This window comes from Streptomyces sp. NPDC049577, assembly GCF_040675635.1.
Lineage (GTDB): Bacteria > Actinomycetota > Actinomycetes > Streptomycetales > Streptomycetaceae > Streptomyces.
In genome coordinates this window covers 1-13,977 of record NZ_JBFAPH010000175.1, presented here as the reverse complement: position 1 = coordinate 13,977, position 13,977 = coordinate 1, and the positions used below count along the sequence as shown (strand labels likewise).

Sequence of the window (13,977 nt, the reverse complement as noted above, 5' to 3'; positions counted from 1 at the left end):
CCTCGCCGCCGCCTGGGCCCGGCTGCACGGCCTGCCGGTGCCGCAGGACCCGCCGCCGCGCCGGGCCGAGACCCAGGCGTCACTCTTCGACCCCGGCCCCGTGCCCCTGCCCGAGGGCACGGACCCGCTGGCGGCCCTGCTGGAGGTGTACGAGGCGCAGCAGGCCCGAACGAAGGACACCCGGCACCCGGAGCGGATGCGGCTGCTGACCGCCGCCGAGTCCGCCGGCACGCTCGTCGCCGCCGAGATGGGCCGCGCCGGCGTCCCCTGGCGCGCCGATGTGCACCACGCCCTGCTGCACGAACTGCTCGGCGAGCGCTACCCGGGCGGCCAGGAGACGCGGCGGCTGGCCGAGCTCGCCGACGAGGTGTCCCGGGCGTTCGGCGACGGCGTGCGCGTCCGGCCCGACCTCCCCGCCGACATCGTCCGGGCCTTCGCCCGCGAGGGCATCGCCCTCAGCTCCACCCGCGCCGGGGAACTGCGCGCCATCGACCACCCGGCCGTCCCCGCCCTCCTGGAGTACAAGAGGCTCTACCGGCTGCACACCGCCCACGGCTGGTCCTGGCTCGCCACCTGGGTGCGCGACGGCCGCTTCCACCCCGAGTACCAGCCGGGCGGCACCGTCTCCGGCCGCTGGACCACCAACGGCGGCGGCGCCCTGCAGATCCCCCGGATCATCCGCCGCGCGGTCGTCGCCGACCCCGGCTGGCGCCTGGTCGTCGCCGACGCCGAACAGATGGAACCCCGCGTCCTGGCCGCCATCTCCCGTGACCCGGGCCTGATGGACGTCGCCGGCAGCGGCCGCGACCTCTACGCGGACCTCGCCGAGCGCCTGTTCGCCGGCGACCGCGAACGCGCCAAATTGGCCGTCCTCGGCGCGATCTACGGCCAGACCTCCGGCGACGGCCTCAAACACCTCGCCGACCTGCGCCGACGCTACCCCCGCGCCGTCGCCTACGTGGACGACGCCGCCCGCGCCGGCGAGGAGGGCCGCCTGGTCCGCACCTGGCTCGGCCGCACCTGCCCGCCCTCCTCCACCGCCACCCCCGACGAGGCCGGCATCCCCCAGGAGGACCCCGACCGCCCGCCCGCCGCCACCGGCGGAACCGCCCGCGCCCGCGGCCGCTTCACCCGCAACTTCGTCGTCCAGGGCAGCGCCGCCGACTGGGCCCTGATCATGCTCGCCACCCTCCGGCAGTCCCTCGCCGGCCTCCGCGCCGAGCTCGTCTTCTTCCAGCACGACGAGGTCATCGTGCACTGCCCGGAGGAGGAGGCGGAGACCGTGGTGGAACTCCTGCGCATGGTGGGGGATCAGGCCGGTCACCTGGCTTTCGGGCATACCCCCGTGCGGTTTCCCTTGGACGTGTCCGTTGTCGAGTGCTACGCCGAGGCCAAGGACCAGAGGGCTCCGGGAGATCCCTCGTAGAACCCGTTGGCGAACCACGGAGCTGCACGCCAATCCGGGCGGCCACGCCGGTACCCCGTGGTTCGGGGTGGACGACGCGGCCCGGTTCTTCGCCCGGCACCTGAAGTGAGGCCGGGCCGTCAGGCCGGCAGCAGACGGTGGGCGGGTACCGGCCGGTCGGCGCGGCGCTCGGCCACCAGCGCCGTCATCGGGCAGCAGGAGAGGGTGGCGACCGGTCCTCGCTCCGCCGGTGATCGCTTGCGGCTCCGGCGGGGCGGTGTGAGGCTGGTAGGCGAGGCCTCCCGCAGACCGTTACGTCCGTTACGTCCGTCGCGACCAAGGAGTTCTCATGAGCCAGGAACCCTGGCCCGGGCGTCCCCCGCCCGAGGACCGGCCCCGTGCCGACAACCCGCCGCCGCGCGGCGACGAGCCGGGGCGCCCCGCCTCCCCGCCGCCGCAGGGCTATCCACCGCAGCCGGGACCCCAGGGCTGGCCGGGCGCCGGCCACGGCGGATACCCGCCACCCCCACAGGGAGCCGCCCCCTACGGCCGGCACCCGCCCCAGAGCACCGGACCACCACCGCCGAGCCATCTGGCCTGGGCCATCATCTCCATCTTCCTGTTCTGGCCCCTGGGCATCCCGGCAGTGGTGTTCGCCGCCCAGGTGAACGGCAAGTACGCCGCCGGCGACTACACGGGAGCACACGACTCGTCGGGCAAGGCGCGCCTGTTCTCCCTCATCGCCACGATCATCGGCGTGATCGGCATCATCGTCGCGATCGTCTTCGGCGTACTGCTCGCGGACTGGGCGTTCACCAACATCCCGGACAACCGCTACTGACACGGCGGAATCGGTCCGGCTCCTTCCCGCCATCGCCTTCCTCCGGCACTAACGTGGCGGCATGGCTGGTCCTTCCCTCCCCGACGTACGGGTCAACGGCCAAGGTGTCGACATCGGCCTCGGTCCCGGTTCCGACGCGATGTTCCTGGCCCTGATGGGCGGCTACGGGCACACGACCGCGATGCAGATCCGCGACGGCCGGGTTCGCGGGCTCGGCCTCCACCTGGCCCGGCTCGACGCGGCCACCCGGGAGCTGTTCGGCCGGGGCCTCGACGGCGGGCCGGTCCGGGAACGCATCCGGCAGGCCCTGGACGCCACGGACCGGCGCGACGTCTCCCTCCGGGTGTACGTGTACGCGCCCGACCCGGGCGCCGGGCCACAGACCGCGACCGTGGTACGGCCCCCCGTGCCGGAACCGGACGCTCCACAGCGCCTGCGCAGTGTCCCCTATGTGCGGACCCAAGCCCATATCAAGCATGTGGGGGTGTTCGGGCAGGCGTACCACCTGAGGCGGGTGATCGCCGAGGGGTTCGACGAGGCACTGCTGGTCGGCCCGGACGGCACGGTGACCGAGGGAGCCATCACCAACGTGGGGTTCCTGGCCGGGGACACCGTGGTCTGGCCCGACGCCCCCGCCCTGGACGGCATCACCATGCTGCTGCTGCGCCGGGAGCTGGAGCGGGCGGGCCTGCGGTGGCGGCGGCAGCCGGTGATGCTGGACGAAGTGGCGGACTTCGACGCGGCGTTCGTCTCCAACTCCATCGGCGTCGCCCCGGTCTCACAGATCGACGAGGTACGGTTCGCCACCGGTGCGGAAATGCTGCGGGTGCTGCGCAAGCTCTACGCGGAGGTGCCCTGGGACACGGTGTGAACCGTCGCCCTGCTCAGCGGGGCCAGCCCCGGCCCGGCGAGGAGGGGACACCACGGACGGGGGGAAGCAACGCGGGCCCCACCGGCCCCAGCAGCGGGGCGAACCGATGGTGCACAGGATGCCCGCCGGGACTGACCACCGGCCCCAGCAGCACCGGAACCGGCACCGGCCTGCCGGTCGCCCCGGCGCTCGCCGGCACGAGACCGGCCAGCGCCGCGGCCCCGGTCAGGGCCAGGAGGGCGGGACGACGGCGCATGAGAGACCTTCTCCTGTCGGCAGACTGGACCCTGTCAACGCGGCGGGGGCGCCGACGGACACGGTGCCTCGGGCGATGTACGCCGACCGCCGTGCGAACGGGCGACATCAGGCGGGATCGAGACGGACGCCCTGCCGGTTTCGCAGGTCAAGTACCGTGACGCCGTGAGAGACGACCTGCCCGCCGATGTGGCCGAGGCGCTCGGCATCCTGCTGAGCGCGGACGACGCCGTGCATCGCGCGCTGCGCGCGCAGATACCGCACGTGCGGGTGGCCGGGCGCTGCGCCTGCGGGTGCGGTACCGCGTACTTCGACACGGACACCGACGCCGTGGCACCCGCGCCGACCGGGGTGGGCACCGTCGTGGCCGCCGACGCGCAGGTGTTCACCGCAGCGGGGGAGTGCCCGGGCGAAGTCCTCGTGTTCACACGGGGCGGCTACCTGTCGTGGCTGGAAGTCTGCTCCAGGAGCGAGGACATCGAGGTGACCCTGGACGCCGCCCTCGGACGGCTGCGGGCACGCACCCGGTAACGTGCCACCCATGCGGCTGCTCCTCACCGCCGACACCCATCTGCCCAAGCGCGCCAAACGTCTCCCCGACGCGCTGCTGGACGAGCTGCCGTCGGCCGACGTCGTGATCCACGCCGGGGACTGGGTCGACGTCGCCACCCTCGACCTGCTGGAAGGACGGGCGCGGCGGCTCATCGGCGTGTACGGCAACAACGACGGCCCCGAACTGCGCGCCCGGCTGCCCGAGGTCGCCCGTGCCGAGCTCGACGGCCTGCGGCTCGCCGTCGTCCACGAGACGGGGCCCGCGCAGGGCCGCGAGCGGCGCTGCGCCGCCCGCTTCCCCGACACCGACCTGCTCGTCTTCGGGCACAGCCACATCCCCTGGGACACCCGGACCGAGGGCGGTATGCGCCTGCTCAACCCCGGCTCACCCACCGACCGGCGCCGCCAGCCCCACCGCACCTTCATGACTGCGACGGTGACCGCGGGCGAGCTCACCGGCGTACGGCTGCATCGCATTCCGCACGACTGACGGCACGTCATGCCGGTACCGTGATCACACCCTTCACGGGGACGACGGAGACCGGCGATCGACGACCACAGGGGTGGGCCACGTGAACGCGACCGACGCAGCACGCATCAGTCCGGCAGACGGAGGACCGGCGGACACGGGCCGTCCGGCCCGGCACGCCGTCGTCATCGGCGGTGGTCTCGCGGGCCTGCTCGCCGCGCACGCCCTGGTCGCCCACGCCGACCGGGTGACCCTCGTCGAACGGGACCGTTTCCCCGACGGGCCCTTCTCCCGCCCGGGCGTCCCCCAGGACCGGCACACCCACGTCATGCTGGAGAGCGGCCAGCGGGCCCTGGACTCCCTGCTGCCGGGCATGACCGGCGAACTGCTCGAACACGGCTCCCCGCGTGTCGGCATGCCCCGCGACATCGTGCAGTGGCAGACCGGCACCTGGTACCGCCGCACCCGCGCCACCGCGCACGTCCTCACCGGCTCCCGGCCGCTGAACGACTGGCTGGTGCGCCGCCGCGTCCTGGCCGGCGGCCGGATCACGACCGTCGAGGGCGCGGAGGTCGTCGGCCTGCTCGGCGACGTCACGCGCGTCCGGGGGGTCCGGCTGCGCGACCGGGGGCAGGACGCCGCCCGGGCCGGCACCCGGGAACTGGCGGCCGACCTCGTCGTCGACGCCTCCGGCCGCTCCTCGCGTGCCCCCGCCTGGCTGACCGCGCTCGGCGCGGAAGCGCCCGACGAGGAGTACCTGGAGACCGGGCTCGCCTACGCGACCCGCTTCTTCCACGGCCGCCCCGGCGACGAGGACCTCCCCTACCGGGGCATCTACATCGTCCCCAACCCGGACCAGCGCCGCGGCGGCATCCTGATGCCCCTGGAGGAAGGCCGCTGGTCCGTCATCCTCTCCGGGCTGCGCGGCAGCGAACCGCCCACCGACGAGGCCGGGTTCATGGAGTTCGCCGCAGGCCTCCCGCACCCCGTCCTCCACGACTGGCTGAGCAAGGCCGAGCCCGCCTCGCCCATCCACGGCTTCCGCAAGACCGCCAACCTGCGCCGCCGCTACGACCGCCCCGGCCGTCGCCCGGCCGGCTTCCTGGCCACCGGCGAGGCGCTGTGCTCCTTCAACCCCGTCTACGGCCAGGGCATGTCGGTCGCCGCCATGAGCGCCGTCGTCCTGCGCGACGCCCTCGCCGACCCACGACGCGTCCCCACGACCCGTCGCGTGCAGAAGGCGCTGTTCGACGCGGCACGGCAGGCATGGGACATCTCCGCGGGCGCCGACAAGAACATGCCCGGCGCCACCGGAAACGCCCTGCGGCCCCGCGTCGTCGACCGGCCCGCCGACTGGTACCTGGCCCGGCTCCAGCGGCGCGCCACCGGCAACCCCGTCATCGGGGAGGCCTTCCGCGCGGCCCTGTCCCTGACCGCCCCGCTCGGCTCCCTGTTCGCACCGCGGGTCGCGCGGGCCGTGCTGTTCGGGCCCGACCCCGACGCGCCGACGGAGCCGCCCACCCGCCCCGAAGCGGAGTGAGCGACAGGAGCGCCGGGGTCACACGTGGTCGACCAGCCCCCGCGCCCCCTCCGACGAAGCGCAGTGCGCCCCGCAGAAGAAGCGTCCGTCGGCCTCCACGCCGTGCCCGATGATCCGGCACTCGCAGTGCTCGCAGATGGGCGCCATCCGGTGAATGGCACACTCGAACGAGTCGAACACATGTCGTGCGCCCTGGGCCTCCACGACGAAGGCCATCGCATACTCGTTGCCGCACACCTCGCACTCAGCCATGGCCGCATGCTGCGGCCCGGCCGCCACCTCCGGCAACGCGCCCCACGGGCGGGCCGCCCACGGCCACTCGTCCGGCCCGCCGCCGAACGGGGTCACCCTGTGCGAGGAGCCCGGCGCGGACCTCACTCGGGATGGGCGCGCAGCCACTCCAGCACCTGCCCGGCGTGCTCCCCGGGAGGGAAGACGGGGTAGAAGACGTGCTCGATCAGACCGTCGCGGACGACGAGCGTCAGCCGCTTGTACAACCGCGCCCCGCCCGCCTCGAACAGCGGCAGGCGCAGGGCCTCCGCCAGCCGCAGCGCGGGGTCGGAGAGCATCGCGAACGGCAGCCGGAGCCGCTCGACGACTTCGCGCTGGTACGCGGTCGTCTGACCGGACAGCCCGAAGACCCGCGCCGCGCCCGCCGCCAGGAGTTCCTGATGGTGGTCGCGGAAGCCGCACGCCTCCGGCGTGCACCCGCGCGCACCGGGAATGACGTCCCACCCCTCGGGCAGATCGGCGTCGGGCCGGCCGGTCAGCGGATACAGGTACAGGACGGTGCGCCCCGGCACCGGGGCGTCCAGGCGTATCGCCTCGCCGGCGGTGGAGGGCAGCGTGAGGCCGGGCACGGCCAGGCCCGGCAGATGGGCGGCCGCCCCGTCGTCGGCGGGGACGGGCGGACCGGCGGGAAGCCGGTGCAGATCGGTCATCGTTTCCTCTCCACGACGGGCCGGGCCGCCGCGGTGGGCGGCCCTGCGCAGCTGTTCGGTCAGGGCGGCCCGGCGCGCGGTGAGTTCGTCGATGTGCCGTGTCAGCTCGTCGATGGCCTGCCGGTATCCCGCCAGCGAGGCGGGACAGTCGTCCGCGTGCTCCTTGCCCATGGCGAGGCAGGCGAGGAACGGCCGGGTCCGCTCGGCGGGTATGCCGAGCCGGCCCAGGTCCCTGATCTCACGGATCAGCCGTACGTCGGGCTCGCCGTAGTCCCGGTAGCCGTTGGCCAGCCGGCCGGGCGCGACCAGCCCCAGCGTCTCGTAGTAGCGCACGGCCTTGACGGTCACTCCCGCCAGCCGGGCGGCCTCGCCGATCCTCATCCGCGTCGTCCTCCCCTGCGGGAACCGTAGACCTTGCCCCCGGGGGCAAGGTCAACACCCGCCGCGCCGCCCACCGCCGGCGTCCCCCTTCCCCGGAGGGGCCAGGACCACGTCCGCCAAGAGGTCGCGGAACCAGCGGTGCCCCGGATCGGCCGAGTTGCGGGGGTGCCAGGCCATACCCAGGTCGAGCGGGGGCAGATCGAGCGGGACGGGGAACGTACGCAGCCCCAGGGCGGAGACGGTGCCGGGCAGCCAGTCGGCCAGCGTGATGGCGACGAGATCGGTGTCCCGGGCGAGCAGCATCGCACTCGTGTGACTGGGGACGACGGCCGCGATCCGGCGCCGCAGCCCGCGTTCCGCGAGCGCGCTGTCGATGGGACCGAGGCGCTTGCCGAGCCGGGAGATGCCGATGTGGTCGGCCGCGGCGAAACGGCGGGCGTCGATCCGCCCGTTGAAGAGGGGATGGCCGCTGCGGGCGATGCCGACCACCGTTCCGCGGATGAGCGGCCGGGTCCGGATCTCCGGGTCCAGGTGCCCGAGGACGCCCAGTTCGACGTCCACCCAGCCCTGGCGCAGTGCGGGCCCGCCCTCCACCGCCTCCGGCAGGAAGACCACGTCCACGGCGGGGGCCTGCGCGTGGATCCGCTCGATCAGCGCCCCCGCCAGCCCCACCAGCAGCACATCGGCGGCCTGCACGGTGAACGTCCGCCGGAGGTGCACGGGATCGAAACCGGCCCCCGGCCGCAGGACCTCGTCGCAGCTGCGCAGCAACGCGCTCACCTCGTCCCGGAGTTCCACGGCGCGCGGGGTCGGCACCATCCCCTGCCCGGCGCGGACCAGAAGCGGATCACCGACGGCACGGCGGAGCCGGGCCAGGGTACGGCTGACGGCCGCGGGCGACGTACCGAGCCGCTCGGCGGCGCGGGTCACGCTGTTCTCCTGGAGCAGCGCGTCCAGCGCTCGCAGCAGATTGAGGTCCATCAGCGCTCCTGACCTGCATTTTTACGGATGAGGCAATGATTGGATGCCAATCCTTGCATTGTTCCGGGCTCTTCCGGCGCCGAGAGTGGGTGATGCCCGCCCAGACGCGTGGCATCACCTTCGCCCCATTCAAGGAGCCCTCTGTGCAGCAGTCCCCCCGTGCCGGCCGGGAAGGCGACGTTCTGGCCGTGATCAGCCAGAGCGGACCGACGGTCTCGTTCTTCGACGCCGTCACCGACCGGCTCGTCGACTCCATCGAAGTACCCGCCGAGCCGCACGAGTTGCTGTTCGACCCGACACGGCGGCTGCTGTGGTGCACCACGGCCTACCACTCCGGCTACTACCACGCGAACAGCGGCCGCCGTACCGAACTGACCGCCATCGACCCCGACACGCGCCGCATCGTCGAGGTGGTCGACCTCGCCCCGGAGCACGGGCCGCACGGGCTGGCGCTGGACGCGGCGCGCCATCGCCTCTACGTCAGCGTGGAGGGCTCGGACGACCGGCCCGGCGGTGTCGTGGTGATCGACACGGAGACCCGCCGGCCCGTCGGCAGGATCGACACGGACGCGCCCGGCCCGCACTGGTTCGCCATCGACCCGGCGGGCCGGACGGGCTACGCCACCAACAAGGAGGCGCCGTTCGTGTCGGTCGTCGACCTCGAGCGCGGCACCCTCACCGCGAAGGTCGAGGTGCCGGGCAGCGAGGGGCTCGCCGTCTCCGCCGACGGCCGCCACGTCTTCGCCGCCGCGCCCTACCTCGGCTTCTCCACCGGCTCCGGGGAGCGGCCGGCCGCCGGGATCCGGGTCATAGACGCCCGGACCGCGTCCGTCGTCGGCACCCTGCCCACGGAGGACGTCGTCCTGCCGGTGCATCTGACCTCGACGGGCAAGCTGCTCGCGGGCGAAGTGCGCATGGCACCCGACCCGGCGTCCGAACTGGGACGCCAGGCGCCGGGCCGCCTCACGGTGTTCGCCGCCGACACCCGTGAGCGCCTCGGCGAGCTGGAGGTGGGGTTCTTCCCGCTGACCATCACCTCGTCCCCGGACGGCCGGCTCGCCTACGTGGCCTGCATCGTCTCGTCCACCGTCGACATCGTCGACCTGGAGACCATGCGGCGGCTGGCCCGGCTGGACGTGCCGAAGCGCGGCGAGCCCGGCGCCCACGGCCTGGCCTACATCCCGCGCCGGGCGTAGGCCCGAGGGCCGGCCGGCGGATCACCGGCGATCGCGGATACCGCCGGACCCTCGCCGCGGTGGCTCGTCGCCGTCGCGGCGGAGGGTTCTTCCACCGCCGCGACGGCGGGCGGCCGGGATCCGCCGGCGAGGCCCTAGCAGTGGTTGTTCGTCAGCAATTGCGGGGCCGAGCTGCCGAACACCGTCGTCGCCGCGGCCCTCGCCACCTTGCCCAGGCTCTCGCAGGGGTCACCGGACGCCTGGAACCCGCCACCGGACGGCTCGACCCCGTCGGCGTGCGCCGCCGGCGCCACCGCCCCGCTCGTCCCCACGGCAACGGCCACCGCGAGGAGCAGCCCGCCACGACGCGGCGCTCCGAACCATGATCCGAACATCATCGGCATGTGCCTCTTCCCTCTCGACATTCCGGCATATCGCCACAATGAGGTCACACTGCTCAACGCGCCGGACCGAGCGCCGGGTACGGGTCGTGCCGCCCCGATTGCGGGGCGGCGGCCCGCGGTCACCCGGCGGATGCCAGCAGGGCGCCCGCCGCCTCCCGTGCGTGCCGCGCGGGTTCCGGGCTCCCCGTGAGGGCCGCCGTCGTGATCGCCCCCTCCGCGAGCAGCAGGAGCTGGTCCGTCAGCCCGGGCCCGGCGCCGGCCTCGGCGACCAGCCGCCCCAGATAGGCCCGGAAGGCGTCCTTGTGGGTGCGGGCCGCGGCGGCCACCCCCGGCGACGTGGCTCCCAGTTCGCCGAAGGCGTTGAGGAACGCGCAGCCCCTGAAGCCGGGTTCACAGAACCAGAGTCCGAGCCGGTCGAAGACCGCCAGGATCCGCGGGACGCCGGCCGGCCGTGCGTCGGCGTAGTCCTCCAGCTCCCGCCGCCAGCGCTCGTCCCGCCGCCGCAGATACGCCTCGACCAGCGCGTCCTTGGACGGGAAGAGCTGGTAGAGGCGCTTGAGGGACACCCCGGACGCGGAACGGATCGCGTCCATGCCCACGGCCTGCAGGCCCCGCGCGTAGAAGAGCTCCTCCGCGGCGTCGAGGGCGCGGGCCTCGGCCGTCTCCGCTGTCGTCCCTGTCATGCCGCTCGCTCCTCGCCTCTCTCCCCGCGCCGCTTGCGGGAGAACCATCGTTCTCCTACGCTACCGCACACCGGCGGAGAACGATCGTTCTCTGCCTTGGCCGGCAAGGGAGAGCCATGTCCGAGAGCAAGCCGCCGTATCCGCCGTTCACCGCCGAGACCGCCCTGGAGAAGGTCCGGGCCGCCGAGGAGGCGTGGAACAGCCGCGACCCCGAACGGGTCGCGCTCGCCTACACCGAGGACTCTGAATGGCGCAACCGCGACGTGTTCCTGACCGGACGCGCGGAGATCGTGGCCTTCCTGCGCGAGAAGTGGGCGCGCGAGCTGGACTACCGGCTCCGCAAAGAGCTGTGGGCCTTCACCGGCGACCGCATCGCCGTCCGCTTCGTCTACGAATGGCGCGACGCCGCGGGTCAGTGGTACCGCAGCCACGGCAACGAGAACTGGGAGTTCGCCCCCGACGGCCTCATGCGCCGCCGCTACGCCAGTATCAACGACGTCCCCATCCGCGCGGAGGAACGCGGCATCTGACGGGGTGACACCCCGGGCGCGCGGGGCAGACGCAGGCCATGACGGAGATCCTCGTGGGCACCTGCTCCTGGACGGACCCCGCGCTGGTCGGCAGCGGCTGGTACCCGACCGCCGCACGGGGACCCGAGGGGCGGCTGCGGCACTACGCGTCCCGCTTCCCGGTGGTGGAGGTCGACGCCACGTACTACGGGCTGCCGAGCGCGCGCAACAGCCGGCTGTGGGCCGAGCGGACTCCCGCCGGATTCCTCTTCGACGTCAAGGCGTTCGCCCCCATGACCGGCCACTCCACCCCGGTCGCCGCCCTCCCCGCCGACCTGCGCCCCACGGGCCCGCACCGGGGCCGACTGGCCCCCGGCGCACTGCCCCGGGGCCTGCTGGACGAGCTGTGGCGACGGTTCGGCGAGGGACTGCGGCCCCTGCGGGAGACCGGACGGCTCGGCACCGTCCTCCTCCAGCTCCCGCCGTGGCTGCGTCCCGTCCCCCGGGCCCGTGCCTATCTGGCGGCGTGCCGCGAACGGGCGGGCGACGAACTGCCCCTGGCCGTCGAGTTCCGCCACCCCGGCTGGCTCGCCCCCGCCGAGCGCCCCCGGACCCTGGAGACCCTGCGGGCCCACCGCATGGCCCTGGTGGCCGTCGACACCGCGCAGGAGGTGCCGAACGCCATCCCGCCCGTCACCGCCGTCACCCGCCCCGGCCTGGCGGTGGTGCGCTTCCACGGCCGCTCCACCGCCTGGGGGAGGGGCAGCAAGGAGGAGCGCTTCCGTCACCGCTACACCGACGCCGAACTGAGCCCGTGGACCGAGCGGATACGCCGCCTCGCCGAGCACGCCGGGCAGGTGCACGTCCTGTTCAACAACTGCTGCGCCGACGCCGCCGTCGACGCGGCCGAGACCATGAGGCGCCTGCTCGCGGAGGGCTAGGCAGGCGTCAGACCGGCTCGTCCCGCCGGACGCGGTACGTCGGATGCGTGACCTCCGGCTTGGGCAGCGTCCGTACGCACTCCAGACGGACCGGGCCGGGGCCCAGCCGGTCGAGAAGGCGGACGCCCTCTCCCCGCAGCACGGGGACGAGATGCACGGTGAGCTCGTCCAGCAGCCCGGGACCTGCGGCAGTACCTCCGCACCGTCGCACCCGGCGCGAAGAGGAGCCGGTTCCGGCGTCTCCGCCATCACTTCCCAGTCAATTCGCACACACGCCCAACGGGTGAATCGCGCCCCCACCAGCACCGGAAGCACCCGTGCCGCTGCGCCGGATGGCCGGTCCTGTTCGGGCGGTGCGGCCAAATGGCGGACGGCCAATCTACGCTGCTCCGCCATGCGACCCACACGACTCAGACGGATCTGTCTGTCCGGTGCTCTCGCCCTCGCCGCCGGTGTGACCGCCTTCGCGCAGCCCGCCTCCGCGGCGGACGCGCCGGCCCCGATGACCATGACCGTCGACCGGCAGTCGGCCACCCCCGGATCGACGGTCACCATCACCCTGACCTTCACCAACGACCAGACCACGAACACGCAGTTCGTGTACCAGTCGGTGCAGCCGACGTGGAACACCTCGCAGGACCCCGGCCTGAAGTACGCCTTCACCTCCTGCACCGGGGAAACCGTCCAGTGCGACGCCTCCGGCCAGACCGGCACCCTGCGCTACAACGTCCCCGTCATCCCGGGGGCCACGCGCACCGCCAAGCTCACCTACACGATCGCCCCGGACTCGGCCTGCGGCCCCAGCCGGCGCATCGAGTTCTACTCGTACCTCTACTACGAGTACCAGGGCGGGCAGGGCAAGAAGGACGGCATCTACCAGACAGGCACCGACATCGCCTGCCCGACGCCGCCGGCCGCCGCCAAGGACCAGGCCGCCAAGAGCCACCAGGCCCACCGGTAGCCACCGCCGGCACGGCCGGCCGCCGGCCGCCGTGACACGGCACACCGACCCTCCGCCCGGCCGGGAGCCCCGCTCCCGGCCGGGCGGTCCTCGTCATCCGGCCCGGTCGATCCAGGCGAGCTGGATGGACTCCAGGATCCGTCTGTTGCACCGGGTGGAGTCGTCGCTGAACCCGCTGAGCCGAGCGGCGAGATCGCGGATCTCCGTCGGCTCGACGGTGTGGGGCGAGGTGTCGGGATGCCGGTCGGCGAGCGCCGCGGCAATCTGTTCGGTATCGGTCCATCGCATGGGTCGAGTGTGTCCGAGACGGCCCGCAGGGTACAGAGTGCCATTCGGCCCGAAGACCGGTTCGAGCTACCGCAGCAGCAGCACTCGCTGTGGAACCGCAGCCCTGCGCCCAGGACGTCTGCCAGGACGCGCCGGCCGGCCGTGTCCGTCCGGCGGGGGACGGCCAGGCACTCCCCGGCGTCGATCAGCGCGCCCCGGCAGCGTGGGCACAGATCCCGGCGAGAAACATCCGGGGCGGGTGCCTTCTTGTACGACACCCGGCAGGCCGGGCAGACGAAGTGCTAACGCCGGTACGGCAAGCGCGGCTTTGCGTCACCCGTGGCCGTCCTGAACAAGATCACCCCCATGGCGGCGACCGTTCCCCTCTGCCAGGGTCGGGGCGTTCGGCCCGGACGGAGGGAAACCGTCCGGGAGTCGACTCCGTGAAGGAGAGGATCGTTGTGAGAAGTGCCGTCCGGTCCCGGACGCGCGCCGCACTCGCGGCCGTCGTGTCCGGGCTCTTGGCCGCCGGGCTGATGGGCGGGGCCACCACGGCCCAGGCCGCACCGACCGCCACCGGTGGGGGCGCGCCACGCGCGGCCGTCACCGACGGCGCCCCGCTGGTCGGCGCCGGCTCCGACGCCGGCCGGCGGCTGCGGGCCACCGGACGCCTCGTCGGCGGCGGCGGAACGACCTGCACCGCCACGCTCGTCCACGCCACCGGCAAACCCGACCCGGCCGCCAAGGCGCTGATCCTCAGCAACGGGCACTGCGTCAACGACATGATGGGAACCAACGAGG

The 13,977-nt window shown here is 73.6% G+C and carries 18 protein-coding genes and 2 pseudogenes; 12 read left to right on the top strand and 8 right to left on the bottom strand.

The features are described 5' to 3' along the window. The 4 genes and pseudogenes from AB0K09_RS20115 to AB0K09_RS20100 form a co-directional block, all read left to right on the top strand. Positions 1 to 1,426 (top strand): bifunctional 3'-5' exonuclease/DNA polymerase (locus AB0K09_RS20115; RefSeq protein ID WP_366066734.1); only part of this gene is annotated, 1,426 nt, incomplete at its 5' end. Between the two features lie 22 nt (positions 1,427 to 1,448). Beyond that, positions 1,449 to 1,535 (top strand): annotated as a pseudogene (locus AB0K09_RS20110) (alpha/beta hydrolase); the annotation flags it as partial. A 219-nt stretch (positions 1,536 to 1,754) separates the two neighbouring features. Continuing rightward, complete coding sequence (locus tag AB0K09_RS20105; RefSeq protein ID WP_366066733.1) at positions 1,755 to 2,246, top strand: CD225/dispanin family protein; 492 nt, start codon at positions 1,755 to 1,757, stop codon at positions 2,244 to 2,246. Positions 2,247 to 2,307: 61 nt separating this feature from the next. After that, positions 2,308 to 3,117 carry an aminotransferase class IV gene (locus tag AB0K09_RS20100; protein WP_366066732.1) on the top strand — a complete coding sequence of 270 codons (810 nt, stop codon included), beginning with the start codon at positions 2,308 to 2,310 and terminating at the stop codon, positions 3,115 to 3,117. A 13-nt stretch (positions 3,118 to 3,130) separates the two neighbouring features. Here the strand turns inward: AB0K09_RS20100 and AB0K09_RS20095 are convergent, their stop codons facing one another. Continuing rightward, positions 3,131 to 3,373, bottom strand: a complete 243-nt coding sequence (locus tag AB0K09_RS20095; protein WP_366066731.1) for a hypothetical protein — start codon at positions 3,371 to 3,373, stop codon at positions 3,131 to 3,133. A gap of 164 nt (positions 3,374 to 3,537) precedes the next feature. Between AB0K09_RS20095 and AB0K09_RS20090 the strand changes: the two genes are divergently transcribed. The 3 genes from AB0K09_RS20090 (at position 3,538) to AB0K09_RS20080 (ending at position 5,933) form a co-directional block, all read left to right on the top strand. Then, positions 3,538 to 3,903 (top strand): hypothetical protein, encoded by a 366-nt coding sequence (locus AB0K09_RS20090; RefSeq protein WP_366066730.1) that lies wholly within the window; start codon positions 3,538 to 3,540, stop codon positions 3,901 to 3,903. A 10-nt stretch (positions 3,904 to 3,913) separates the two neighbouring features. Then, a complete protein-coding gene (locus AB0K09_RS20085) occupies positions 3,914 to 4,414 on the top strand; it encodes a metallophosphoesterase (RefSeq protein ID WP_366066729.1) in 501 nt (166 codons plus the stop codon). 166 nt (positions 4,415 to 4,580) lie between these two features. Next, entirely contained in the window at positions 4,581 to 5,933 is a 1,353-nt protein-coding gene (locus AB0K09_RS20080; protein ID WP_366066735.1) for an FAD-dependent oxidoreductase, read from the top strand. An 18-nt stretch (positions 5,934 to 5,951) separates the two neighbouring features. On the opposite strand, the gene AB0K09_RS20075 is transcribed toward AB0K09_RS20080, so the two are convergent. The 3 genes from AB0K09_RS20075 to AB0K09_RS20065 all read right to left on the bottom strand — a co-directional run bounded on the left by AB0K09_RS20075 (position 5,952) and on the right by AB0K09_RS20065 (position 8,236). Continuing rightward, the gene (locus tag AB0K09_RS20075; RefSeq protein WP_366066728.1) at positions 5,952 to 6,185 is read right to left on the bottom strand and encodes a hypothetical protein; all 234 of its coding nucleotides are present in this window, start codon (positions 6,183 to 6,185) and stop codon (positions 5,952 to 5,954) included. A gap of 122 nt (positions 6,186 to 6,307) precedes the next feature. Continuing rightward, complete coding sequence (locus tag AB0K09_RS20070; protein ID WP_366066727.1) at positions 6,308 to 7,255, bottom strand: MerR family transcriptional regulator; 948 nt, start codon at positions 7,253 to 7,255, stop codon at positions 6,308 to 6,310. A gap of 51 nt (positions 7,256 to 7,306) precedes the next feature. Then, positions 7,307 to 8,236: a LysR family transcriptional regulator gene (locus tag AB0K09_RS20065; protein WP_366066726.1), complete on the bottom strand. Its 930-nt coding sequence runs from the start codon at positions 8,234 to 8,236 to the stop codon at positions 7,307 to 7,309. Positions 8,237 to 8,379: 143 nt separating this feature from the next. Between AB0K09_RS20065 and AB0K09_RS20060 the strand changes: the two genes are divergently transcribed. Further along, positions 8,380 to 9,432: a YncE family protein gene (locus AB0K09_RS20060; protein ID WP_366066725.1), complete on the top strand. Its 1,053-nt coding sequence runs from the start codon at positions 8,380 to 8,382 to the stop codon at positions 9,430 to 9,432. A gap of 134 nt (positions 9,433 to 9,566) precedes the next feature. Here the strand turns inward: AB0K09_RS20060 and AB0K09_RS20055 are convergent, their stop codons facing one another. Continuing rightward, positions 9,567 to 9,815, bottom strand: a complete 249-nt coding sequence (locus tag AB0K09_RS20055) for a hypothetical protein (RefSeq protein WP_366066724.1) — start codon at positions 9,813 to 9,815, stop codon at positions 9,567 to 9,569. Positions 9,816 to 9,934: 119 nt separating this feature from the next. Beyond that, entirely contained in the window at positions 9,935 to 10,498 is a 564-nt protein-coding gene (locus AB0K09_RS20050) for a helix-turn-helix domain-containing protein (protein ID WP_366066723.1), read from the bottom strand. Positions 10,499 to 10,614: 116 nt separating this feature from the next. Between AB0K09_RS20050 and AB0K09_RS20045 the strand changes: the two genes are divergently transcribed. After that, positions 10,615 to 11,028, top strand: coding sequence for a nuclear transport factor 2 family protein (locus AB0K09_RS20045; RefSeq protein WP_366066722.1), 414 nt, complete (start codon positions 10,615 to 10,617; stop codon positions 11,026 to 11,028). Between the two features lie 38 nt (positions 11,029 to 11,066). Next, the gene (locus AB0K09_RS20040; protein WP_366066721.1) at positions 11,067 to 11,948 is read left to right on the top strand and encodes a DUF72 domain-containing protein; all 882 of its coding nucleotides are present in this window, start codon (positions 11,067 to 11,069) and stop codon (positions 11,946 to 11,948) included. 7 nt (positions 11,949 to 11,955) lie between these two features. Here the strand turns inward: AB0K09_RS20040 and AB0K09_RS20035 are convergent, their stop codons facing one another. Continuing rightward, positions 11,956 to 12,105, bottom strand: a complete 150-nt coding sequence (locus tag AB0K09_RS20035) for a hypothetical protein (protein ID WP_366066720.1) — start codon at positions 12,103 to 12,105, stop codon at positions 11,956 to 11,958. 237 nt (positions 12,106 to 12,342) lie between these two features. Here AB0K09_RS20035 and AB0K09_RS20030 point away from each other — a divergent pair, with 237 nt between their 5' ends. Beyond that, positions 12,343 to 12,909: a hypothetical protein gene (locus tag AB0K09_RS20030; RefSeq protein ID WP_366066719.1), complete on the top strand. Its 567-nt coding sequence runs from the start codon at positions 12,343 to 12,345 to the stop codon at positions 12,907 to 12,909. 93 nt (positions 12,910 to 13,002) lie between these two features. Here AB0K09_RS20030 and iscX read toward each other — a convergent pair whose 3' ends face one another. Next, positions 13,003 to 13,197 (bottom strand): Fe-S cluster assembly protein IscX, encoded by a 195-nt coding sequence (iscX, locus tag AB0K09_RS20025; RefSeq protein WP_366066718.1) that lies wholly within the window; start codon positions 13,195 to 13,197, stop codon positions 13,003 to 13,005. A 440-nt stretch (positions 13,198 to 13,637) separates the two neighbouring features. Here iscX and AB0K09_RS20020 point away from each other — a divergent pair. After that, a pseudogene (locus AB0K09_RS20020) lies at positions 13,638 to 13,977 on the top strand (hypothetical protein); the annotation flags it as partial.

Excerpts from the sequence above, each read along its gene's own strand:
- AB0K09_RS20100 (WP_366066732.1), top strand. The coding sequence starts at position 2,308 with ATGGCTGGTCCTTCCCTCCCCGACGTACGGGTCAACGGCCAAGGTGTC.
- AB0K09_RS20070 (WP_366066727.1), bottom strand. The coding sequence starts at position 7,255 with ATGAGGATCGGCGAGGCCGCCCGGCTGGCGGGAGTGACCGTCAAGGCC.
- AB0K09_RS20095 (WP_366066731.1), bottom strand. The coding sequence starts at position 3,373 with ATGCGCCGTCGTCCCGCCCTCCTGGCCCTGACCGGGGCCGCGGCGCTG.
- AB0K09_RS20065 (WP_366066726.1), bottom strand. The coding sequence starts at position 8,236 with ATGGACCTCAATCTGCTGCGAGCGCTGGACGCGCTGCTCCAGGAGAAC.
- AB0K09_RS20030 (WP_366066719.1), top strand. The coding sequence starts at position 12,343 with ATGCGACCCACACGACTCAGACGGATCTGTCTGTCCGGTGCTCTCGCC.
- iscX (WP_366066718.1), bottom strand. The coding sequence starts at position 13,197 with ATGCGATGGACCGATACCGAACAGATTGCCGCGGCGCTCGCCGACCGG.
- AB0K09_RS20085 (WP_366066729.1), top strand. The coding sequence starts at position 3,914 with ATGCGGCTGCTCCTCACCGCCGACACCCATCTGCCCAAGCGCGCCAAA.
- AB0K09_RS20040 (WP_366066721.1), top strand. The coding sequence starts at position 11,067 with ATGACGGAGATCCTCGTGGGCACCTGCTCCTGGACGGACCCCGCGCTG.
- AB0K09_RS20045 (WP_366066722.1), top strand. The coding sequence starts at position 10,615 with ATGTCCGAGAGCAAGCCGCCGTATCCGCCGTTCACCGCCGAGACCGCC.
- AB0K09_RS20055 (WP_366066724.1), bottom strand. The coding sequence starts at position 9,815 with ATGCCGATGATGTTCGGATCATGGTTCGGAGCGCCGCGTCGTGGCGGG.
- AB0K09_RS20050 (WP_366066723.1), bottom strand. The coding sequence starts at position 10,498 with ATGACAGGGACGACAGCGGAGACGGCCGAGGCCCGCGCCCTCGACGCC.
- AB0K09_RS20075 (WP_366066728.1), bottom strand. The coding sequence starts at position 6,185 with ATGGCTGAGTGCGAGGTGTGCGGCAACGAGTATGCGATGGCCTTCGTC.
- AB0K09_RS20105 (WP_366066733.1), top strand. The coding sequence starts at position 1,755 with ATGAGCCAGGAACCCTGGCCCGGGCGTCCCCCGCCCGAGGACCGGCCC.